Origin of the sequence: Candidatus Collinsella stercoripullorum (assembly GCF_027669965.1) — a bacterium.
GTDB lineage: Bacteria > Actinomycetota > Coriobacteriia > Coriobacteriales > Coriobacteriaceae > Collinsella > Collinsella stercoripullorum.
In genome coordinates this window covers 1-21413 of sequence record NZ_JAQECM010000042.1, presented here as the reverse complement: position 1 = coordinate 21413, position 21413 = coordinate 1, and the positions used below count along the sequence as shown (strand labels likewise).

The 21413-nt window shown below is 67.8% G+C and carries 18 protein-coding genes; 12 read left to right on the top strand and 6 right to left on the bottom strand.

Features of this window, described 5'->3' with window-relative positions:
- Nucleotides 1-262 (bottom strand): hypothetical protein (locus tag PHA29_RS10660; RefSeq protein WP_408612045.1); only part of this gene is annotated, 262 nt, incomplete at its 3' end.
- A 263-nt stretch (nucleotides 263-525) separates the two neighbouring features.
- On the opposite strand from PHA29_RS10660, the gene PHA29_RS08250 reads away from it, so the two are divergent.
- A complete protein-coding gene (locus PHA29_RS08250) occupies nucleotides 526-1479 on the top strand; it encodes an undecaprenyl-diphosphate phosphatase (protein ID WP_270849137.1) in 954 nt (317 codons plus the stop codon).
- 24 nt (nucleotides 1480-1503) lie between these two features.
- On the opposite strand, the gene PHA29_RS08245 is transcribed toward PHA29_RS08250, so the two are convergent.
- A complete protein-coding gene (locus PHA29_RS08245) occupies nucleotides 1504-2514 on the bottom strand; it encodes a C-terminal binding protein (RefSeq protein ID WP_270849135.1) in 1011 nt (336 codons plus the stop codon).
- 400 nt (nucleotides 2515-2914) lie between these two features.
- Here PHA29_RS08245 and PHA29_RS08240 point away from each other — a divergent pair, with 400 nt between their 5' ends.
- From PHA29_RS08240 to PHA29_RS08230, 3 genes are all read left to right on the top strand, one after another.
- Complete coding sequence (locus PHA29_RS08240; RefSeq protein ID WP_270849134.1) at nucleotides 2915-5728, top strand: ATP-dependent helicase; 2814 nt, start codon at nucleotides 2915-2917, stop codon at nucleotides 5726-5728.
- Nucleotides 5729-5742: 14 nt separating this feature from the next.
- On the top strand, nucleotides 5743-6231 hold the full coding sequence (locus tag PHA29_RS08235) for a thioredoxin domain-containing protein (protein WP_270404783.1): 489 nt from the start codon (nucleotides 5743-5745) through the stop codon (nucleotides 6229-6231).
- 336 nt (nucleotides 6232-6567) lie between these two features.
- On the top strand, nucleotides 6568-7392 hold the full coding sequence (locus tag PHA29_RS08230; protein WP_270849132.1) for a helix-turn-helix transcriptional regulator: 825 nt from the start codon (nucleotides 6568-6570) through the stop codon (nucleotides 7390-7392).
- A 66-nt stretch (nucleotides 7393-7458) separates the two neighbouring features.
- On the opposite strand, the gene PHA29_RS08225 is transcribed toward PHA29_RS08230, so the two are convergent.
- Nucleotides 7459-7878 carry a flavin reductase family protein gene (locus tag PHA29_RS08225; protein ID WP_270849141.1) on the bottom strand — a complete coding sequence of 140 codons (420 nt, stop codon included), beginning with the start codon at nucleotides 7876-7878 and terminating at the stop codon, nucleotides 7459-7461.
- Nucleotides 7879-7896: 18 nt separating this feature from the next.
- Nucleotides 7897-8019, bottom strand: coding sequence for a hypothetical protein (locus PHA29_RS08220; RefSeq protein ID WP_270849131.1), 123 nt, complete (start codon nucleotides 8017-8019; stop codon nucleotides 7897-7899).
- Between the two features lie 172 nt (nucleotides 8020-8191).
- On the opposite strand from PHA29_RS08220, the gene PHA29_RS08215 reads away from it, so the two are divergent.
- Together PHA29_RS08215 and PHA29_RS08210 are read left to right on the top strand one after the other, a co-directional pair.
- The gene (locus PHA29_RS08215) at nucleotides 8192-8542 is read left to right on the top strand and encodes a winged helix-turn-helix transcriptional regulator (protein WP_270849129.1); all 351 of its coding nucleotides are present in this window, start codon (nucleotides 8192-8194) and stop codon (nucleotides 8540-8542) included.
- Nucleotides 8543-8939: 397 nt separating this feature from the next.
- A complete protein-coding gene (locus PHA29_RS08210; RefSeq protein ID WP_270849127.1) occupies nucleotides 8940-9881 on the top strand; it encodes an ROK family protein in 942 nt (313 codons plus the stop codon).
- A 207-nt stretch (nucleotides 9882-10088) separates the two neighbouring features.
- On the opposite strand, the gene PHA29_RS08205 is transcribed toward PHA29_RS08210, so the two are convergent.
- Entirely contained in the window at nucleotides 10089-12740 is a 2652-nt protein-coding gene (locus tag PHA29_RS08205) for a transglutaminase domain-containing protein (RefSeq protein ID WP_270849125.1), read from the bottom strand.
- A 3-nt stretch (nucleotides 12741-12743) separates the two neighbouring features.
- Nucleotides 12744-14078, bottom strand: a complete 1335-nt coding sequence (locus PHA29_RS08200; protein WP_270849123.1) for an alpha-L-fucosidase — start codon at nucleotides 14076-14078, stop codon at nucleotides 12744-12746.
- A 262-nt stretch (nucleotides 14079-14340) separates the two neighbouring features.
- On the opposite strand from PHA29_RS08200, the gene PHA29_RS08195 reads away from it, so the two are divergent.
- The 6 genes from PHA29_RS08195 to brnQ form a co-directional block, all read left to right on the top strand.
- Entirely contained in the window at nucleotides 14341-16050 is a 1710-nt protein-coding gene (locus PHA29_RS08195; protein WP_270404769.1) for an ABC transporter substrate-binding protein, read from the top strand.
- Nucleotides 16051-16164: 114 nt separating this feature from the next.
- The gene (locus PHA29_RS08190) at nucleotides 16165-17085 is read left to right on the top strand and encodes an ABC transporter permease (protein WP_270404767.1); all 921 of its coding nucleotides are present in this window, start codon (nucleotides 16165-16167) and stop codon (nucleotides 17083-17085) included.
- A gap of 9 nt (nucleotides 17086-17094) precedes the next feature.
- On the top strand, nucleotides 17095-17991 hold the full coding sequence (locus PHA29_RS08185) for an ABC transporter permease (RefSeq protein WP_270404765.1): 897 nt from the start codon (nucleotides 17095-17097) through the stop codon (nucleotides 17989-17991).
- A 9-nt stretch (nucleotides 17992-18000) separates the two neighbouring features.
- Nucleotides 18001-18990 carry an ABC transporter ATP-binding protein gene (locus PHA29_RS08180; RefSeq protein ID WP_270404763.1) on the top strand — a complete coding sequence of 330 codons (990 nt, stop codon included), beginning with the start codon at nucleotides 18001-18003 and terminating at the stop codon, nucleotides 18988-18990.
- A 3-nt stretch (nucleotides 18991-18993) separates the two neighbouring features.
- Nucleotides 18994-19983: an ABC transporter ATP-binding protein gene (locus PHA29_RS08175; RefSeq protein WP_270849121.1), complete on the top strand. Its 990-nt coding sequence runs from the start codon at nucleotides 18994-18996 to the stop codon at nucleotides 19981-19983.
- A 196-nt stretch (nucleotides 19984-20179) separates the two neighbouring features.
- On the top strand, nucleotides 20180-21413 hold a 1234-nt coding region (brnQ, locus tag PHA29_RS08170), incomplete at its 3' end, for a branched-chain amino acid transport system II carrier protein (RefSeq protein ID WP_270849139.1).

Below are 21413 nucleotides of genomic sequence, written 5' to 3'. Positions count from 1 at the left end.
CCCAGTCCGGGCACCCGCCCGCCCGGCACGCCCTGCCGCACGAGGAGCACTTCCTCGGGCACTCCGGGTCGCATATGCGCCTCCTGGAGCAGGACTTCCTGCGGGCGCACCGGTTCCGCAGCGACGGGTGCGCGCTGAAGCCGTCGCTGCGCCTGTTCCTCCTGAGCTCCCGGGAGACGCTCGTGGCGTCGACGCCGAGCTCCCGGGACATGTGGGCGAGCGTCCTCCCCTCTATCACGTAGTTCTCGATCGCCACGCGCATCTCGAAGGTGATGTGCGCGTAGTGCCTTCCGGTGGGCATCTCTCACCGCCTTCCCGGCGGCGCGGGGGCTGGTGAAGATGATAGGCGAGGGGCGCCGCCGGACTTAGCGCAGGCAAGTCTGCACTAAGTTTGGCAATCAAGGTTATTCTGTGAACGAGGTCGCTTTTTCGACGCCCTGCCGCGGCCCGGGCGATAATGGAGAACCATATACGGCAACCTCCCGCCCCGTCCCGTCGGACGGGGCGTCATGAAAGGCGCGTCCCGTGGACATCATCGAGCTGCTGAAATCCGCGTTCCTGGGCATCGTCGAGGGCATCACCGAGTGGCTGCCCATCTCCTCGACCGGCCATCTCATCCTGGTGGACGAGTTCGTCAAGCTGAACGTGACCGAGGAGTTCTGGAACATGTTCCAGGTCGTCATCCAGCTGGGCGCCATCCTCGCCGTCTGCGTGCTGTTCTTCCATGAGCTGAACCCGTTCTCCCCGTCGAAGGGCGCCGAGGGGCGCCGCAGCACCTGGACCCTGTGGGGCAAGATCGTGCTCGGCTGCATACCCGCGGCGGTCATCGGCATCCCGCTCGACGACTTCATGGAGGCCCATCTCTACAACTCGACGGTCGTGGCGCTGGCCCTCATCGTCTACGGCATCGCCTTCATCGTCATCGAGTCCTGGCGCGCCGCCCGCCGCCGTAAGATGATCGAGAGCGGCGAGCTCGTCGTCGGATGTCCGGCCGGCTCGCACTTCGCAGCCCCCGCAGCCCCCGCCGACGATGCGGACGATACGGACTTCGGCCGCATCACCACGCTCGACGACCTGACGTGGAAGACCGCCTTCGGCATCGGGTGCTTCCAGGTCCTCTCGCTCATCCCCGGCACCTCGCGCTCGGGGTCCACCATCATCGGCGGCCTTCTGCTGGGCTGCACGCGCACCGTCGCCTCGAAGTTCACCTTCTTCCTGGCGGTGCCCGTCATGTTCGGCGCGAGCGCGCTCAAGCTGGCGAAGTACCTGCTGGTCGACGGCGGGACCTTCGGCACCGGCGAGCTCGCCATCATGGGCGTCGGCTGCCTGACGGCCTTCGTGGTGTCGCTCATCGCCATCCGCTGGCTCATGGGCTTCGTCCGCCGCCATGACTTCAAGGGCTTCGGCGTCTACCGCATCGTCCTGGGCATCCTGGTGCTCGCCTACTTCTTCGGCATCGCCCCCGCGCTCGGGCTGTAGCCGGATTCTCGGAGCGGTCCGCCCTCAGCGCGGGGAGAGCCCCTGCGCGGCGCAGGCGGCCCGATCGACCGCGTGGGCGGGCTCGATCCCGCGGACGAGCACGTCGCAGACGGCCTCGAGGGACATGAGCCGCAGGTTGTCGGCCGCCTCGACGGAGTCGTAGGCCGCGTGCGGGGTCACGATGACGCGGGGGTGGTGGATGATCCGCGGGTCGGGGTGCGTCTCGTGCGCGATCACGTCGAGCCCGGCGGCGCGGATGGCGCCCGCGTCGAGCGCCTCAATCAGGGCGTCCTCGTCGACGATCTCCCCGCGGGCGGTGTTGACGAGGTACGCGGTCGGCTTCATGAGGGCGAGCTCGCGTGCGCCGATGAGCCCGCGCGTCTCGGGGATGAGCGGGCAGTGGAGGCTCACCACGTCGGACGCCCCCAGCAGCTCATCGAGGGTGCCGGCGCGCTCGCAGCCGTGGGCGGCGAGCTCCTCGGCCGTCTTGGTGGGCGCCCAGACGAGCACGCGCATGCCGAGCGCCCGCGCGATGGGGGCGACCGCCTGCGCGATCCTGCCGAAGAACACGAGGCCGAGCGTGCGCCCCTGGGTGCGGTACGCCTCGTAGCCGACCTTGGGGTCCCATCCGCCCGCGAGCACGTCGCGGTTCGAGAAGGTGACCTTGCGCATGAGGTCGAGCATGAGGGCGACGGTGTGCGCGGCGACGTCCTCGGCGCAGTAGCCCGGGCAGTTCGCGACGACGACGCCGTGGTCGGCCAGGCGTGCGAGGTCGAGATGGTTGAGGCCGATGGACATGCTCGCGACGACGCGGACCCCGGCGGCGACGGCCTCGTCCACCGTGTCCTTGATGACCGGGGCGAACTCGCCGATCAGCCCGGAGCAGCCCGCCAGCTGGTCGGCCGTCGGCGCCGCGAGCGGCTCATGCGCGCATCCCACGAGCTCGATGCGGTCGCGCATACCCCAGCCGTCGAGGATCTCGTCAGCCCGGCGGGTATCGCCGTCGAGCGTGTAGTACAGCACCCGGTGCGCCATGTCGTCAACCTTTCTCTCGCGCTCCGACCATCTTACCGCGGGGACGGTGACCCCTTTGGTGATCCCTTTGGGGATCCCTTTGGGGACGGGGTCGTTTTGCACCGCCCCGACCCCTTTGGGGACGGGGTCAAAAGAGGTCACCACGCAGCTGTCCTGATCCCTTTGGGGACGGGGTCGTTTTGGACGTGACCCCTTTACCCCTTTGGGGACGGGGTCGTTTTGCACCGCCCCTACAGGTGCGATTGCGCCGCGTCCGGGCGCGCGGGCTGCGCACACGTAAGCTGCACAGCCGTGTCCGCACGGGCGGGTATACTGGTCAGGCTCAAGATCTCGCCCGCCGCAGCGGGCGACCGGACCTCAGGAGTCGCGTATGCCCCAGCAGCTACCGTGGGAGAGAAACATGCAGGCAGCAGCCCGGTCGGGGGCGCCCCGGCCCGTCGCGGGGGCGCAGGTCCCCCCGCCGGCTCCCGCCCCCGCGCCCGACGCGCCGGTCTACGAGGAGGTCCCGCTCGACGTCTACGACGCCCCGGCCCCGGCTCCCGCAAGGCCCGTCGTGGACATCGAGGGGCTGAACCCGGCTCAGAAGGAGGCGGTCCTCACCACCGAGGGTCCGCTGCTCGTGCTCGCGGGGGCCGGCTCGGGCAAGACGCGCGTGCTCACCTTCCGCATCGCCCACATGATCGCCGACCTTGGCGTGCGGCCGTGGCAGATCCTCGCCATCACCTTCACCAACAAGGCCGCCGCGGAGATGCGCGAGCGCCTTCAGGCCCTGCTGCCGGACGGCACGCGCGGCATGTGGGTGTGCACCTTCCACGCCATGTGCGTGCGCATGCTGCGCGAGGATGCGGACCTGCTGGGCTACACCGGCCAGTTCACCATCTACGATGACGACGACTCCCGCCGCCTGGTGCGCGACATCATGGCCTCGATGGAGATCGACCAGAAGCAGTACCCCATCAACATGATCCGCTCCAAGATCTCGGCGGCGAAGAACGCCCTGGTCGGGCCCGAGGAGCTCGCGCACCGTGCGGACGACCCGCGCACCGAGAAGGCCGCCCGCGTCTACGCGGAGCTCGAGCGCCGTCTGCGCGCGGCGAACGCCATGGACTTCGACGACCTGCTCGTGCGCGCGCTCGAGCTGCTGCGCACCCGTCCCGAGGTGCTCGAGAAGTACCAGGACCGCTTCCGCTACATCTCGGTGGACGAGTACCAGGACACCAACCACGTCCAGTACGAGATCGCCAACCTGCTCGCCGCCAAGTACCACAACCTCATGGTCGTGGGCGACGACGACCAGTCGATCTACTCCTGGCGCGGCGCGGACATCTCCAACATCCTCGACTTCGAGAAGGACTTCCCGGACGCCAAGGTGGTCAAGCTCGAGCAGAACTACCGCTCCACGGGGCACATCCTCGCCGCGGCGAACGCCGTGGTGCGCCACAACTCGCAGCGCAAGGACAAGCGCCTGTTCACCGATGCGGGGGACGGCGAGAAGATCCAGGCCTACCAGGCGAGCGACGAGCGCGACGAGGGCCGCTGGATCGCATCGGAGATCGACAAGCTGCACGACGGGGGCGTGGGTTACGACGACATGGCGGTCTTCTACCGCACCAACGCCCAGTCCCGCATCCTCGAGGACATGTTCCTGCGCGCCGGCGTGCCCTACCGCATCGTGGGCGGCACGCGCTTCTTCGACCGCGCGGAGATCCGCGACGTCATGGCCTATCTCAAGATGATCGTGAACCCCGCCGACGAGATGAGCGTCAAGCGCGTGATCAACACGCCGCGCCGCGGGATCGGCTCCACGTCCATCGCCAAGATCGAGGCGCTCGCGGCGGAGAACCGCTGCTCGTTCTTCCAGGCATGCGAGCTCGCATGCGCCGAGACCGGGATGTTCTCCGCCAAGGTCCGCCGCGGCCTGGGGGAGTTCGTGTCCGTGGTGCGCGAGGGGCGCCGCATGGACGGGGAGCTCAAGGACGTGGTGGAGGCCATCGTCGACCGTGCGGGCCTCGTGCAGGCCTTCCGCGCGGAGGGCACCATGGAGGCGGAGAGCCGCGCGGAGAACATCCAGGAGTTCCTGGGCGTGGCCGCCGAGTTCGAGGAGACCCACGAGGATATCGAGGGCACGCTCGAGAGCCTGGAGGAGCTGCGCGCCGCCGGCATCTCGGACCTGCCGTCCGATGCGGGCGCATTCGGCGAATCCGCCGGTGCCGCCTCACCCGCGCCCGCGCCCGCCGCTCGCGATGCGCGCGACGCGTCCGACCGGGCCGACCCGCTCGATGCGCTCGCGGCGCCGCTGACGAGCGCGCAGGAGGCGCTGGCGTCCCTGATCGCCGGCAACGCCATGGCCGCCGCACCCGTGGAGCCCGCCCACGCCTCCCAGGTCGCGGACGAGATCGAGCGCACCTACGGGCCGCTCGCCTGCGCGGCGCTGCCCGCCCTCCTCGAGTGGCTCGCCCTCCGCTCCGACCTCGACGCGCTGTCCGGGCAGTCGAGCGCCGTCACCATGATGACCGTGCACTCCGCGAAGGGCCTGGAGTTCCCGGCGGTGTTCGTCGCCGGTATGGAGGAGGGCATCTTCCCGCATGTCGCGGGCTTCGCCGCCGCGGACGACCCCGCCAAGCTCGAGGAGGAGCGCCGCCTCGCCTACGTCGCCATCACGCGCGCCCGCAAGCGGCTGTTCCTCACCTATGCCGCCACGCGCCGCACCTACGGTTCCACGCAGGCCAACCCCCGCTCGCGCTTCGTGAACGAGATCCCTGAGGAGCACATCGAGTTCTCCGGTATCGGTTCGTCGGGGTTCGAGGGCACGGGCTGGGAGAAGCGCGGCGATCGCCGCGGTACCTTCGGGTCCGGCCAGGGGTCGAGCATGTACGGCGGGCGGGTCTTCGGCTCGTACACGCGCTCCACGGGGTCGGGCGGTATGTCCCGTCACACGGGCATCAGCCCGGACGCCGGCCTCAAGCCCGCCACGTTCGGCAGCGGGACCCCGCGCCCGGCGCGCGCCGCGTCGGCGCCGAAGGTCGAGCAGCGCCGCCCGGATGCGGCGCGGGCCGCGGAGACCTTCGCCCCGGGCGACACCGTGAGCCATAAGACCTTCGGCACGGGCACCGTGATCTCGGCCGAGGGCGATATGATCGAGGTGCAGTTCGACAAGAGCGGCAAGACCAAGAAGCTCATGAAGGGCTTCGCCCCGATCGTCAAACTGAGCTAGTCAGGAGGTCAGCTGTGGCAGAGCATGAGAACGTACAGCCGATTGCAGCGGTCTGCTCGATCGACGGCACCTGCAGCGTTCCGGCGCCCGCATCGGATGCGGAGCGCGTCGAGCGGGAGTCCGCCGCGTATCAGGAGGCCGTGCGGGGCTTCCATGCGGTCGACGTGCCGGCGATCGAGGCCATGATCGCCGAGCGTTGGGATTTCTACCTGTACGTCGGCCGGGTGACCTGCCGCTGGTGCCGCAGGCTCATCCCGGTGATGGCGCCCGTGTTCGCAAAGCGCGCAATCGATGTCTTCTACCTCGATAGCACGGACAGCCAGACGGACGAGGGGCTGTCCGCGTTCAGGGACCGTTACGGGGTGACCTGGGTGCCGACGGTGCTGCACTTCGACGCAGCGGGTTCGGTGCGCGGCCTCGAGGTCGATCTCGACGTGGACGACGACACGCTGCGCGAGGCGCTCGAGCGCGAGCTCGCCTGCGGCTTCAGCGGGGCCCGCTAACCCGTCCCCAAATGGCCTCCTGCGACAGAACGTGCCAGCGCCAAATGACGCATGTGGGGACGGGGTCATTTTGATTCATGTTCGAGTTCGTTGGGGGACGGGTTCGTTCCAACCCATCAGTTGCCGTGCAGGCCGCCCATGGGTTGGAACGAGCCAGTCCCCAAATGGCCCCCACATGACCTCCCTGGACAACTGACGCCTCGCGCGCAGGTTCCGTCCCCAAAGGCGCCAGCGTGCCAGCTCAGAGCGCTTGTAAACCACTTTTTACTGCGTCGCATGCCCTTGTCGGCTACGTTGGGGGGGGCGTCGGATGGGCAGCGAGGGAACGGAAGGCGCATGGACATCGGCAACCAGATCAGAGAACGGCGCGCCCGGCTCGGGCTCTCGCAGGATGAGCTCGCGCAGAGGCTGTACGTGAGCCGCGTCACGATCAGCCACTGGGAAACGGGCAAGACCCTGCCGGACGTCCAGAGCATGCTGCTCCTCGCGAACCTCTTCGACACCACGATCGACGAGCTGGTGAGAGGAGACGTGGACGAGATGCACGAGATGGTGAAGAGAAGCGAGCGGAGGACGAAGGTCTTCGCGGTGGCGCTGGCGACGGTCGAGGTCATCGTGATCACGGCGCTCGCCGTGACGGCGGTGGCGGGGCGCGAATACCTGGAGCCCGTGCTGCGCCTGCTGCTCGCCGTGCTGGTGCTGGCGTTTTCGATCGCTGTGCTCGTCGCGCGCCGCGGAGCCGGTGCCGAGGACGCAAAAAGCGCCGCCGATCTTCTCGGCGCGGCGACGGGCGACCCGATCGAGGCGGCGCGCGAAAGCGGCGCCTCGATCGGGATGCGGCTCGTGCTCCAGGTGCTCGCGGGGCTCGCGGTCGGCATCGGGGTGCTCGTGGCGGGCGATGTCCTGCTCGATCCGCAGGAGTTCTGTAAGCTCTTAATCGTCCTCACCGTCGTTGCGGCGCTCGCGGGTTCATTCGTCCTGGGGCGCTTCGCGCGCCCGGTGTGGACGGCCGCTATCCTACCGGCGCTTTGGGTCGCAGGCGCTGTGGCCTTGGGTGCGGCGACGGGCGGCCTCGCGTCGCCTCGGGACTGGCTTGCCGTCGCGGGCGGCGCGGTCGTGCTGCTCGTGTTCTGGACGGCCGCCCGAAAGCGTCGGGGATAGCGGGACTTCTGAAGGGTGCGCCTAACGTGTGCGGGATGCTCTTCTCAACAGGTGCGTCATTTCCTATCACATGAGGCTTTTGCCCGCATCCCAGGCGCCGCCGACCTCTTCACCCACTACGCGGTATGTCATGTGCGCAGCGTCGTAGACGAGCGGCTTGAATTTGCCGAAATCGATCTTGCCGTCTTCACCAAGGATGCTTTCATCAATGAGCGTGTTCACGATTCTGCCCACGATGCGTGCACCATGTCCGTCACCCTGAATCTCGGTGACTTCGCACTCCATGGTGAGAGGGTACTCCTCAATGACAGGGGCGTCGACGTGCTCGGATTTAGTAAAGGTGAGGCCGCTTCTTTCTTCCTTATTGACCTTACTGCCTGTGGCGATGCCGAAGTAATCGGCGGTGACAACATGCGCCGCGTCTGCTGGAGCGACTGTGAATGCGCCCTTTTTCACTATGTTCGCAGTGGACTTGTGGTCGCCGATGTTGAAGCAGATCTCATGTCAGCTGCATTCCCCCGCCCAAGCGGCGTTCATGGCGTTTGGAACACCATGTTCATCGTAGCTCGCGATGATGAACACCGATTGCGGGAACAGCTCGCCCGCGCTTCCCAAGCTCTTCTTCATGGCGCCGATCTCCTTTCGATATGGTGTTTCGCCTTACAAGACAGTATCGTTATCAACTATGAAATAAACTAGTACCCACTTTGAATAAAGGTACTTACCCGTAAGCAAGTGAATTGCTGAAATCATGACAGCGCGAGGCCGTGAGTGCTGCACGATAAAGGAAGGAGGGCTCGTGGCGAAGAACATCGCTGATGCCCGGTATGAAGAGACCGGGTACAGCTACACCATGTCGCTCATCCAAGGTAAGCACAAGGCGGCGATTCTCTATTGCTTGATGGAGTACGAACCGGTGCGCTTCAACGAGATGCGACGATACTTGGGCGGCATTGCCGATAAGACGCTCTCGTCGAACCTCAAGGAACTGGAGCATGATGGGCTTGTGTCGCGTCGCGAGTTCCCTCAGATTCCGCCTTGGGTCGAGTACACGCTTACCCCTCTCGGCGCATCGCTCATGGAGGTTCTTGATCAGCTGTGCCTCTGGGGCGAGCGGCACATGGGGCATAGCGTGGATAACGCGTCGTAATGCGGACTCTCTTTACGGCTAGGGCTTCACGGTCAGGGTACCCGCGGGGCATGACGGTAAGACAGGGGAATGAACGACTGTGGCTGGCGCTCTTTGGGACGTTGGCGATGGATCCGTTGGGGACCTTACTTCCGATGCGCTATTGCTAACGGAAGCGAAGTGCGATCCACTTCCGTTAATTTGAGGTTAGCGGAAGCGAATGATTTTTAACTTCCGCTAAAGCGTCGACGTCAGTCGGGCGGGTATGCGCATGCGGCGCGCTGCGCCCGATGGGTCCACGCCTCCGTGCGGTAGGCGAGCGCGAGCGCGCCTGCCGTCTGCCGGGATATGGGACAAAACGGCTGGGGGCCGCGGTATCATGTGCTGCACGTGGTAAATCCGAGAAAGGGGGCCGAGGATGGCCGAAGAGCTGTTCGTGGGTATCGACGTGGGCGGAACGACCGTCAAGGAGGGCCTGGTCAACCGCGAGGGCAAGATTCTGTCCAAGTTGAGCGTGCCCACGCCGCCGCTGGTGGACGAGGCCGGCTACGCCGCGGTCATCGACGGCATCAAGAGCCTGCTCGACGCCCAGGACGGCGACGTCGTCCTCAAGGGCATCGGACTTGCGGTTCCGGCCCCGGTCCCCGATGACGGCGACGTCAAGCTCATCGCCAACGCCTCGATCGACCTCCAGGGGCTCGGCGCGGCGCTCAGGGACGCGTTCGGCGGCGCCGCCGTCGCGTTCGTGAACGATGCCAACGCGGCCGCGCTCGGCGAGATGTGGCGCGGTTCGGCGCTCGGCCATCGCAGTATGGCGCTCGTGACGCTCGGCACGGGCATCGGCGCCGGCGTCGTCGTCGACGGCAAGGTCATCGGCGGCGCCAACGGTGCGGGCGGCGAGGTCGGCCACACCTGCGTGAACCCCGCCGAGGAGCGCGTGTGCGGCTGCGGGCGTCACGGCTGCCTCGAGCAGTACGCGTCCGCGACCGGCGTCGTGAACACCTACAAGATGGAGTGCGAGAAGCGCGGGACCCAGCCCGTCGAGCTCGCCGGTCCCTCCGACTCCAAGAGCGTGTTCGACGCCTATCAGGCGGGGGATGAGGCGGCAGCGGCGGCGGTCGACACCATGGTCGAGTATCTCGGCCTGGCGCTCGCCAACCTCGCGTGCACGGTCGACACCGAGGCCATCGTGCTCGGCGGCGGCCTGTCCGCCGCGGGCGACCTGTTCCTGGGCAAGCTCGTGGAGCGCTTCAAGCACTACACCCTGTCGGTGTGCGCCGACACCCCGATCGAGATCGCCTCGCTCGGCAACGACGCCGGGCTCATCGGCGCCGCATACGCCGGCCTGATGGAGGCGTGAGGGGCCGCCGACCCGTTCGCCCGCACATAGGGCGGGGATGCCGGACGAGCGCTCCCCGCACGGACATGGGAGGCCCTCCGCTCGCCTGCGAGCGGAGGGCCGGGTCCGAAGCCGCATGGCGATACATGCGCCGATGAAGAGGGAGCCCGGTCCGCGATCGCGGACCGGGCTCCCTCGCGCTGCGCTGCCCGCCCGGGGCCCCGCAGCCTAGCTGATGAGCGAGATGAGCTTGAGCACCAGGTCGACGGTGCCCACGTTGTAGCCTGCCGCGGCATAGCGACCCGTCAGGTTGCCGGCGTCGTCGGCGACGGCGAGGATGATCAGCGGCAGCTTCTCGGGATTGGTGAACATGCGGCGCGCCAGGCGCTCCGGCAGCTCGGAGAAGTTGTCGTAGGCGACCGTCGTGCGAGGAAGCAAGGGCAGCGTGCGCGCGAGCGTGGGGTCGGCGAGCTCCTCGGCGTCGCGCACGGCGAGCACGATGGGCGCGCCCGCGTCGTCCAGGCGGCCAGCCTGCTCGCGCATCTCGTTGAGCAGGTGCTCGGTGGGCTCCATGCCCGGCTCGAGGAACACGACGATGACGGGCTTGGCATCCGTCGGGCCCGCCGCGGCGATCTCGCCGCAGTCGATCGCCGCGCCCTCGGCGTCCGCGAGCGCGAACGCATCGAGCTTGATGTCCTGCAGCATCTCGGAGACGTCCGGCTCGCGCAGCTTGAGCTCAATGGGGGTGCCGTCGTAGCCGGGCGTCACCTCGAAGGCGCGCTCCGCGGCGTGGACGTCGCCGTTGGGCAGGCGCACGGCGGTGGTGAGGCGGTACTCGCCGAGCGGCATCTTCACGCGGCAGACGCCGTCCTCGAACGGGGCCTTGCCCCACAGGTCGAGCACCTTGAAGCCCTGGGCCGCCTTGCCGCTCACCGCGGTGAAGTGCAGGTAGCGGGCGATGCTCCAGGTCTGGAAGTAACCGGGCGCCGGGTCGGCGTCGCTGGCGAACAGGACCTCGAAGCCCTCCTCGGCATGCTCCACGGGCACGAAGGAGCCGTGGGCGAAGTACTCGATCCCCGCATCGATGGGGTTGATGCGGGCCGCGATGCCGAAGCTGCGGCAGATCGCCACGAACAGCGAGCGGCGGGTGACGGCGCTCGCCTGGCCGGACACGAGCGCGCCGCGCGGCGTGCCCACGTAGCGCTTGGTGTGCTCGCGGGAGGTGAACGAGGTGTTCTCGCAGATCCAGTCCCACACGCGCAGCGGGTCGGCGACGAATCCGCGGACCGTCTCGGCGTCGAAGTGCGCGCGGATGAAGGCGCGGTATGCGGAGAGGTGCTCGAAGTGGGCGCGCGGACACAGCACGTAGCGCTCGTAGAGCCCCTGCGCCTCGGCCGGGTCCCCGACCCCCTCGCGTGCGAGGTAGGCGAGGGCGTCCTCGCGGACCGCGCGACCGCCCTGGATGTGGTCCTCCAGGATGTCGGCCGACAGGTCGCGGAAGTCCTTGGACGTGAGCGTGGCGAGCAGGGCCGCGCGGTCGGCGCCGTCGTCGACGGCCAGGAAGCGCTCGACCTCGGGGGCGTTGGCGAAGGCCTGCTCGAAGTAGGGCAGGCAGCCGTCCGCGTCGTGCCCGCAGGCGCGGGCGATCTCGCGGGCGCGCTCAACGCTGCCGGCGACGCGCTCGGTGCGCATGCGGTCGGCCTCGCGCTTGCGCCCGCGCCCGCGCTCGACCTGCTCGGGCGTGAGCGGGTGGGAGGGGGCGGGGTGGTCGGCCGGCGCATGGACGTCGAAGTCGACCCAGTCGGTGTCGCCGTGCACGGTCTCGTCCAGCGTGAGCTCGAGGTCGTGGCAGGCGGCGGTGTCGATGATGGCCTCCGCCATCCCGTCGCCCGTGGTGGCGACCACGCGCAGGGTGCCCTCGCCGACCACGATGCGGGCCGTGCCCGCCTCATCGCTCGTGAGGTGCGCGATGTCGTGCCACGCGGCCTCGTTCACCAGGCGCAGGCGCACCGAGGCGCCCTCCACGGGCGCGCCGGCGGCGTCGAGGACGCGCACGGAGAGCAGCACGCAGGGGGCGTAGGACTCGGTCAGGTTCACGATCACCTGGCTGCCCTCGCGGGCGAGCAGGTGCGCGTCGCGCGCGAAGTCGCAGCCGAAGTCGTCGAACAGGCGCGTGTGGACGAGCATGGCGCGACCGGACGCCGCGGTGAACCAGCCGCGGTCGAGCTCCTCCTCCGGCTCGCAGGCGCCCAGGTAGTGCCAGGCGCCGCCGGCGTAGGCCTCGACCCAGGCGTGGTTGTCGTCGCAGTGCGCCCACCAGGGCGTGTAGAGCTGGCGCGCGGGGATGCCGTTGGCGCGCAGGGCGGTCACGAGGTAGGTCGACTCCTCGCCGCAGCGGCCGTCACCCGAGGCGAGCACGCCGAGCGGGCCCAGCGTGCGGCCGTCGGAGGACTGGTAGGTGGCCGTCTCGCAGCACCAGTAGTTGATCTCCACGACGGCGCGGTAGGCGTCAAGGCCGCGCAGGCGGTCGGCGAGCGCGGCGCGGAAGACGGGCCAGGCGTCGGCGAGCGGCTCGTTGTTGACGCGCGGGCTCGCGACGTACTGGACGAAGATATCCTCGGGGATGTCCGCGCACCACGGGGAGGTGCGGCGCAGCTCGCACGCCTGGCGGGCGAACGAGGCGAACAGCTCGAACCCGGCGTCGAACACGTCGGTCAGCGGCAGGGTGCCGTAGTAGCTCCTGATGAGCGTGCGGACGTCCGCGTCGTCGATGGCGGCGAGGCCCGCCTCGATGTCGCGGGAGATGGGGGAGAGCACCTCGCGGCGGGCGTCGAAGCGCTCCTGCGCGTGGGCGGCGAACGAATCGGAGAGGACGGTCATCCCTCACGCCTCCTTGATCGTGACGGCGAGCACGGTGTCGACGGGGTCGGGCAGCACCGGGGAGGGGCCGAGGTCGGCGAAGGCGATATCGGGGTAGTCGCTGTGGACCCAGCTGGTCGACAGCGGCACCTCCGTGCCGTCGCGCAGCAAGCGGATCTTCTCGATGCGGTCCTTGGGGACACCCATGAGGGGCACCGGGCCGAGTGCGTTCTCGTACAGGTGGAAGTAATACGTGTCGCCGGAGCGGGTGACGCGCCCGTACTCGGGGCGGTCGACCTCGATGGGCCCGCCCGCGGCGCGCCCGCCGCCGTAGATGCTCGCACCGTTGCGGTCCATCCAACGGCCGATCTCGTCCAAGATGGCGAGCGACTCGTCGGGGATGCGTCCGGTCGCGTCCGGGCCGACGTTCAAGATCATGTTGCCGCCCTTGGAGACGCACTCCACGAGCTTGTGGACGAGCAGGTCGGCGGGCTTGAAGTTGCGGTCCGTGGCGAAGTAGCCCCAGTTGTCGTTCATCGTGATGCAGGCCTCCCACGCGAGGGGCCTGCCCTCGACGTCGAACAGGCCGTTGGGCGGGATGATGCGCTCGGGCGTGACGAAGTCGCCGTGGTAGGGCGTGGGGTCGCACTGGGCGAGCGAGCCGAAGCCCTCGCCGGAGACCTCGATGCGGTTGTTGACGATCACGTCGGGCTGCAGCTCGCGCACCATGCTCATGAGCTCGGTGCCGCGCCAGGCCTCGCCGCGCAGGTCGTCGTAGGAGAAGTCGAACCACAGCAGGTCGAGCTTGCCGTAGCGGGTGCACAGCTCGCGCACCTGCTCGTGCATGTAGTCGAGGTAGCGGTCGAACACGCGGTGCTCGTTGGAGCCGGCCACCGGGTCATGGCGCAGCGGCGCCTGCCGGTCGCCGTACTGGGGGAAGTCGGGGTGGTGCCAGTCGATGAGCGAGTAGTACAGGCCCACGCGGATCCCCTCGGCGCGGAAGGCCTCGAGGTAGTCGGCGACGATGTCGCGCCCGTAGGGCGTGTTGGTGGACTTGAAGTCGGTGGTGGCGGTGTCGAACAGGCAGAAGCCGTCGTGGTGCTTGGCGGTGAGGACGGCGTAGCGCATGCCGGCGCGCTTGGCGGCGCGCGCCCAGGCGCGGGCGTCGAGCGCATACGGGTCGAACTCCTCGAAGTAGGGGAGGTAGAGCTCCTCAGGCATCTCCTCGGTGCTGCGCAGCCACTCCCCGCGCGCGGGGATGGAGTACAGGCCGAAGTGGATGAACATTCCGAAGCGGTCGTGCAGATACCACTTCATGCGCTCGTCGTACCGAGCGCGGTCGAACCGGTACGCCAACATTTCCTCCATCTGATCGATTTGACCGTTATGACCGGTATGGAAAAAATATTTCCTCGCCGTGAACGGTCGGTTTCCAGCGCCTGAACGGTTACCCCGCTTGCGCAACTCCTCGCGCTCCGTGATGATAAAGCAGTACCATGAGCGTGCGGGCACAGTATAGCGGTACTCGCAAGGTCGCTGACAGGGCATCGCCGCTTTTGGTATCCCTACACTAAATGCGCCCACACCGCATGGAGGTAGCAAGGCGCGAAAGGAGTGTCCTATGGACAAAGAGAGCAAGAACATGGCGCGTTCCGAGCACAACGTGACCCGTCGCGGGTTCGTCGGCGCCGCCGCCGCGACCGCCGCAACGGTCGCCGGGCTCGGGCTTGCCGGCTGCGGCGGCGGTGGTGAGACGACCACCGATTCCGGCTCGGCTTCCACCGACTCCAACGTCGAGATCATCGAGGCGGACGAGGAGGGCTTCGTCGTCCGCGCCGAGAAGACCGACGGCAAGGCGCCGAAGAACGAGTGCATCCTCGCCTTCGAGGGCGAGTTCCAGGAGATGCACCCCATGGACTGGTCCGACAGCAACTCCGGCAACGTCGTGTACTACATCTACGACTCCCTGTACGACCTGGACGAGAACTACGAGCCCGTCCCGCGTGCCGCTGAGTCCTACGAGGTCTCCGACGACGCCTGCACCTACACCTTCCACCTGCGCGAGGGCATCACCTTCACCGACGGCGCGGCGCTCAACGCCGACGCGGTCGTGAGCAACTACCAGGCCGCCATCGACCCGGCCAACAATTGGCGCCGTCGCCGCACCTTCATCGAGACCATCGATGAGACCACCGAGATCCCGCGCGTCGACTCCTGCACCGCCGTGGACGAGCTCACCGTGCAGTTCCACCTGCCCGAGCCCTACGCGCCGTTCATGAACTCCATGACGCAGTTCTACCTCATCAGCCCCAACGTCGTGAACGACTCCAGCTTCGACTACTCCAAGCAGTCCGCCGGTTCGGGCCCCTACATGCTGGAGGAGTACGCCCAGGGCGACCACGTCTCCATCGTGCGCAACGAGGATTACTGGGGCGAGGCCCCCTCGATCGACCGCATCGACTTCCGCGTCGTGCCCGAGGCCGGCTCCCGTATCGCCGCCCTGCAGACCGGTGAGGCCACGGCCATCTACCCGATGCCGACCGACCAGGTCGCCACGGTGCGCTCCGCCGGCGACATCAACATGGTCTCGATCCCGTCGACGACCATGCGCTACGTCACGCTCAACACCAACTACGAGCCGCTGTCCGACGTCCGCGTGCGCCAGGCCCTGAACTACGCCTTCGACCAGGAGGAGTACTGCCGCGTCATGTACTCCGGCGCCGCCACCCCCGCGACCTCGGTCCTGCCCGAGATCGTCCCGGGCTACAAGGCCCAGACCCCCTACGAGGTCGATCTCGACAAGGCCAAGAGCCTGCTCGAGGAGGCCGGCTACGCTGACGGCTTCGAGGTCGATATCATCGGCGACAACTCCACCCAGGAGACCAAGGGCATGACCTTCGTCATGCAGCAGCTCGAGAACATCGGCGTCACCGTCAACGTGAAGCCCAACGAGGCCGCCACGAACGCCGAGCTCGCCGCCGCCCCCGAGGACGAGACCACGCTCCACATGTGGTACGTCAACTGGGCTCAGTCCGACGCCGACGGCTTCATGCGCTCGCTGCTCTCCACCGCCATGATCCCGCCCACCGGCTACAACACCGCCTTCTGGAAGAACGAGGAGTTCGACTCCGAGCTCGAGGCCGGCAACGCCGCCCCGACCGAGGACGAGCAGAACCAGCACTACGGCACCTGCCAGGACATCGTCTGGCCGGAGTGCCCGTGGCTGTACCTCGCCAGCGACAACACCCTCCTGTCCTACAAGGCCTACCTGAACGGCATCAAGTACGTGCCGCAGGGCATCGACGTCATCCACGCTACGCTGAACGTCTAGACCGAGTATCACGAGTCCCAGTCGAACACTAGGTTGTAGCTGACCGCCAGCCCCCGCCGCACGCGAGGGCTGGCGGTCACGTTACCGGGTTGGAAACGCAAGGGAGGGAGCCACATGGGGAAGTACGTCGTCAAGCGAATCCTGAGCATGATTCCGCTCCTATTCGTCATCTCCATCATCATCTTCATGTTCATTCACCTGATCCCGGGTGACGCTGCGCGCCAGGTCGCCGGCGCGACCGCCACGGCGGGCGAGGTCGAGGCCGTCCGCAAGCAGCTCGGTCTCGACCAGCCGCTGGTGCCGCAGTACATCCAGTGGGTCACCGGGATCCTTCAGGGCGATCTTGGCGTGTCGTACACGAACAACACGACCGTCGCCGAGCTGTTCGCCCCCCGTCTGCCGATCACCATCTACCTGACCATCTGCTCGATCACCTGGTCGGTGCTGTTCGGCATCATCATCGGCGTCGTCGCCGCCATCAACCGCGGCCGCGCGCTCGACCTCATCGGCATGCTCATCGCCATCGCCGGCATCTCGCTGCCCAACTTCTGGCTGGGCCTGCAGCTCATGCAGATCTTCTCCGTGAACCTGGGCATCTTCCCCACGGGCGGCCTCGAGGACTGGAGGGGCTACATCCTGCCCTCCGTCGCCATGGGCGCCGGCATCATGGCGATCCTCGCGCGCGTGACGCGCTCCTCCATGATCGAGAACCTCGGCAAGGACTACATCCGCACCGCGCGCGCCAAGGGCCTGCCCGAGCCGCGCGTCATCATGGTGCACGCGTTCAAGAATTCCTCGATCGACATCATCACCGTCACCGCCCTGCAGATCGGCGCGCTCATCGCCGGCTCCGTCGTGGTCGAGACCGTGTTCTCCATCCCGGGCCTGGGCCGTCTGCTCGTCGACTCCATCGGCTTCCGCGACTACGAGGTGGTGCAGGCGCTCATCCTGTTCTTCTCCTTCGAGTACATGGTGATCAACCTGCTGGCGGACGTCCTGTACGCCGTCATCAACCCGCGCGTGAGATACGAGTAGGAGGCGAACATGGCTGATACCAAGCAAGCGACCGCGGGCACCGTCGCAGCCGAGGAGCTGCCGAAGGCCCAGAACCCCACGGTCCAGTTCATCAAGAAGTTCCTGCGCCGCAAGACGGCCGTCGCCGGTCTGGCGTTCATCATCTTCATCCTGATCCTCGCGGTGATCGGTCCCTCCATCACCCCGTACGATCCGAACGCCTACGACTACAGCGCGATCCTGGCGAGCCCGTCGCCCACCCATATCTGGGGCACCGACGAGTTCGGCCGCGACGTGTTCAGCCGCATCATCGCCGGCACGCAGCTGTCGCTCGGCACGGCGCTCACCGCGTCGGTCCTGGGCACCGCCGGCGGCGTCGTGCTCGGCCTGATCGCGGGCTTCTTCGGCGGCATCATCGACTCGATCATCATGCGCATCTGCGACGTCATGTTCGCGTTTCCGTCGATCCTGCTCGCCATCGCCATCGTGGCCATCATCGGCCCGGGCATCACCAACATCATGATCGGCCTCGCGGTGTTCACGGTCCCCTCGTTCGCGCGCATCATCCGCGGCGCGGTCCTCGAGGTCCGCGGCGAGCTGTACGTCGAGGTCGCCCAGTCCATCGGCTGCAGCCCCGTGCGCACCATGTTCGTGCACATCTTCCCGGGCACCATGCAGGCGCTCATCGTCAACTTCACGATGAACGTGGGCGGCTCGATCCTGTCCGCCTCCTCCCTGTCGTTCCTCGGCTTCGGCGCGAGCGTGACGCAGGCCGAGTGGGGCGCGATCCTGTCCCAGGGCCGCAACTACCTGGCGATCGCCCCGCACCTGGTCCTGTTCCCCGGCCTGGTGATCTTCCTGACGGTTCTCGCCTTCAACCTGTTCGGCGACGGCCTGCGCGACACGCTCGATCCCAAGCTGAACTAGGAGGTTTCCATGGCTGAAAAACTGTTGGAGGTCAAGGACCTCAAGACGGAATTCAAGCGCGGGAAGAAGGAATGGATCACCGCCGTGAACGGCGTCTCCTTCGACGTCCACGCGGGTGAGATCGTCGGCCTGGTGGGCGAGTCGGGCTGCGGCAAGTCGGTGACCTCGCTGTCCGTGATGCGCCTGCACAACAAGCTGTCCACGCGCATCACCGGCGATATCGTGTTCGGCGGCAAGCATATCCTCGACCTCCCCGAGGCCGAGATGCAGTCCATCCGCGGCAACGAGATCTCGATGATCTTCCAGGAGCCCATGAGCGCGCTCGATCCCATCATGCGCATCGAGAACCAGCTCATCGAGGCGATCTCGCTGCACAACAAGGGCCTCTCCAAGGACGAGGTCCATCAGCGCTGCGTGTCCGCCCTGAAGCTCGTGGGTATCCCCGAGCCGGAGATGACGCTGCGCAACTACCCGCACGAGCTGTCGGGCGGCATGTGCCAGCGCGTCATGATCGCCATGGCCATGTCGTGCGAGCCCAAGCTGCTCATCGCCGACGAGCCGACCACCGCGCTCGACGTCACCATCCAGGCGCAGATCCTCGCCCTCATGGAGGACATCCGCAACAAGCGCAACACCGGCATCCTCATGATCACGCACGACCTCGGCGTCGTGGCCGAGACCTGCAGCCGCGTCATCGTCATGTACGCCGGCAACATCGTCGAGGAGGCCCCGGTCAAGGAGCTGTTCGCCAACCCGCAGCACCCCTACACCCAGGGTCTGATCGAGTCCGTGCCCAAGCTGGGCAGCCGCGTGCACCGTCTGCCCTCCATCCCCGGCTCCGTGCCCGACCTCGCGGCCATGCCCTCCGGCTGCCGCTTCGCGCCGCGCTGCAAGTACGCGCAGCCGTCGTGCTCCGAGAAGCTGCCCGACCTCGTCCAGGTGGGCGAGAACCATCGGTGCGCCTGCCCGTTCCACGCCAACGCTCGAAAGGGGGCCTAAGCTATGGGAGCAACCGCTGCTGAGCCCCTGCTGTCCGTCAAGAACCTGTCCAAGCGCTTCCCCGTCGGCAAGACGTTCTTCGGCAAGCCCAACAAGTGGGTGCACGCCGTCAACAACGTGAGCTTCGACATCATGCCGGGCGAGACCTTCTCGCTCGTGGGTGAGTCGGGCTGCGGCAAGTCGACCACGAGCCGCCTCATCAACCGCCTGATCACCCCCGATGAGGGACAGATCATCTTCGACGGCCAGGACATCGCCAAGATCTCCGCCAAGGAGATGCGCCCGCTGCGCTCCAAGATGCAGATGGTGTTCCAGGACCCCTACGGGTCGCTGAACCCCCGCATGAAGGTGCAGGACATCATCGCCGAGCCGCTGCTCGTGCACACCAAGCTGAGCCCGGGCGAGCGCCTGAAGCGCGTCCACGAGCTGCTCGAGGTCGTCGGCCTGCCGGCCACCCACGGCGAGCGCTACCCGCACGAGTTCTCCGGCGGCCAGCGCCAGCGCATCGGCATCGCTCGCGCCCTGTCCGTGAACCCCAAGCTCATCATGGCCGACGAGCCCGTCTCCGCGCTCGACGTGTCCATCCAGGCCCAGGTGCTGAACCTGCTGCGCGACGTCCAGGAGCAGTACAACCTCACGTACCTGTTCATCTCCCACGACCTCGCCGTCGTCGAGATGATCTCGGACCGCATCGGCGTCATGTACCTCGGCACCATCATGGAGGTCGCGCCCAACGAGGAGCTCTACTCCAACCCGCAGCACCCCTACACGCAGGCGCTGCTGTCGGCCGTGCCCATCCCCGATCCCACGATCGAGAAGAAGCACGTCCTCATCGAGGGCGACCTGCCGAGCCCCACGAACATCCCGAGCGGCTGCCCGTTCCATACGCGCTGTCCGCACGCCACGGAGAAGTGCTCCGCGGAGGTGCCGCCGACCAAGGAGGTCAAGCCCGGCCACTTCGTGAACTGCCACTATCCCGGCCGCGAGCTGTAGGCCGAGGGCATCCCGTCCATATCATGCGCTCAGGCGGCGCGCATCCCGTCCGGGGTGCGCGCCGCTTCTCGGTTCGGCGGGTGCGCCGTTGTGCGACAATCATCAGTCCCAGGGAAGATGGAGACGAAAGGTGCGCGTCGTGGATCAACGGCTTACGGTCAGGCAGTCGCTCGTGGTGGGCGTCACGCTGTTCTCGATGTTCTTCGGGGCGGGGAACCTCATCCTGCCGCCGCTCATCGGCTTGCAGGCGGGTGCCGAGGCGGTTCCGGCGACCCTCGGCTTCCTCGTCGCGGGGATCGGCCTTCCGGTGCTCGGCATCGTGGCGGTGGCGCTCGCCGGCACGGCGCGCGAGCTCGCCGGGCGCGTGCACCCGGCGTTCGCCCGCGGCTTCGTCGCGGCCGTCTACCTCGCCATCGGGCCGTGCCTGGCCATCCCGCGCACCTCGTCCACCGCGTTCGAGATGCTCCAGCCGCTGCTGCCCGCCGACATGCCGGTCGATGCGGCGCGCCTCGCGTTCTCGGTCGCCTTCTTCGCGGCGGCCTACCTGCTCGCGATGCACCCGGGGCGCCTCACGCGCCTGCTGGGCCGCCTGACGGGTCCGGCGCTCATCCTCCTGATCGTCGCGGTGACCGCCGCGGCGCTGGCCGCCCCGCTGCCGGACCCCGCGCCGGCCGCGAAGGCGTACCGGGCCGTCCCGGCCGTCCAGGGGTTCCTGGACGGCTACCAGACCATGGACCTGCTCGCATCGCTCACCTTCGGGATCGTGATCGCCACGAACATCCGCGAGATGGGCGTGACCGAGCCGCGCCCCCTCATGCGCGCCATCTCCCGCGCCGGGGTGGTCGCGGGCGCGCTCATGGCGCTCATCTACTGCGGCCTGTCGTATGTCGGCGCGGGCATGGCGGTCGAGGTCCCCGGCGCCACCAACGGCGCGACCGTGCTCACGGCGTCGGCGACGGCGCATTTCGGCGCCGCCGGGACCGTGGTGGTCGCCGCGATCTTCCTGCTCGCCTGCCTGAACGTGTGCATCGGCCTCATCAGCTGCTGCGGGACCTACTTCTCCGAGGAGCTGCCGAAGGTGAGCTACCGCGTCTGCGCCCTCGTGTTCGCCGTCTTCTCGTGCGCGGTCTCGAACTTCGGGCTCGATGCGATCCTCGCCTTCTCCGTCCCGCTGCTGGGCGCGCTGTACCCGGTCGCCATCGTGCTCGTGGTCATGGGCATGCTGCACGGTCCGTGCGACCGCGTCCCGCTCGTGTGGCCCTGCACGGTGGGAGTTGTCGCGGTGGTCAGCGTGGCCGACGCGCTGCGCGACGCCCTGGCGCCGGCGGCGTGGCTGCCGATCGACGCGCTACCGCTGGCCGGGCTGGGGCTCGCCTGGGTGGCGCCCGCGGTGCTCGCCGCCCTCGCGGGCGCCCTGCTCTCGCGCGCCC

Coding starts and splice junctions, on each gene's coding strand:
- PHA29_RS08245 (WP_270849135.1), bottom strand. CDS start 2,514: ATGGCGCACCGGGTGCTGTACTACACGCTCGACGGCGATACCCGCCGG.
- PHA29_RS08240 (WP_270849134.1), top strand. CDS start 2,915: ATGCAGGCAGCAGCCCGGTCGGGGGCGCCCCGGCCCGTCGCGGGGGCG.
- PHA29_RS08230 (WP_270849132.1), top strand. CDS start 6,568: ATGGACATCGGCAACCAGATCAGAGAACGGCGCGCCCGGCTCGGGCTC.
- PHA29_RS08220 (WP_270849131.1), bottom strand. CDS start 8,019: ATGAAGAAGAGCTTGGGAAGCGCGGGCGAGCTGTTCCCGCAATCGGTG.
- PHA29_RS08210 (WP_270849127.1), top strand. CDS start 8,940: ATGGCCGAAGAGCTGTTCGTGGGTATCGACGTGGGCGGAACGACCGTC.
- PHA29_RS08205 (WP_270849125.1), bottom strand. CDS start 12,740: ATGACCGTCCTCTCCGATTCGTTCGCCGCCCACGCGCAGGAGCGCTTC.
- PHA29_RS08200 (WP_270849123.1), bottom strand. CDS start 14,078: ATGTTGGCGTACCGGTTCGACCGCGCTCGGTACGACGAGCGCATGAAG.
- PHA29_RS08195 (WP_270404769.1), top strand. CDS start 14,341: ATGGACAAAGAGAGCAAGAACATGGCGCGTTCCGAGCACAACGTGACC.
- PHA29_RS08190 (WP_270404767.1), top strand. CDS start 16,165: ATGGGGAAGTACGTCGTCAAGCGAATCCTGAGCATGATTCCGCTCCTA.
- PHA29_RS08185 (WP_270404765.1), top strand. CDS start 17,095: ATGGCTGATACCAAGCAAGCGACCGCGGGCACCGTCGCAGCCGAGGAG.
- PHA29_RS08180 (WP_270404763.1), top strand. CDS start 18,001: ATGGCTGAAAAACTGTTGGAGGTCAAGGACCTCAAGACGGAATTCAAG.
- PHA29_RS08175 (WP_270849121.1), top strand. CDS start 18,994: ATGGGAGCAACCGCTGCTGAGCCCCTGCTGTCCGTCAAGAACCTGTCC.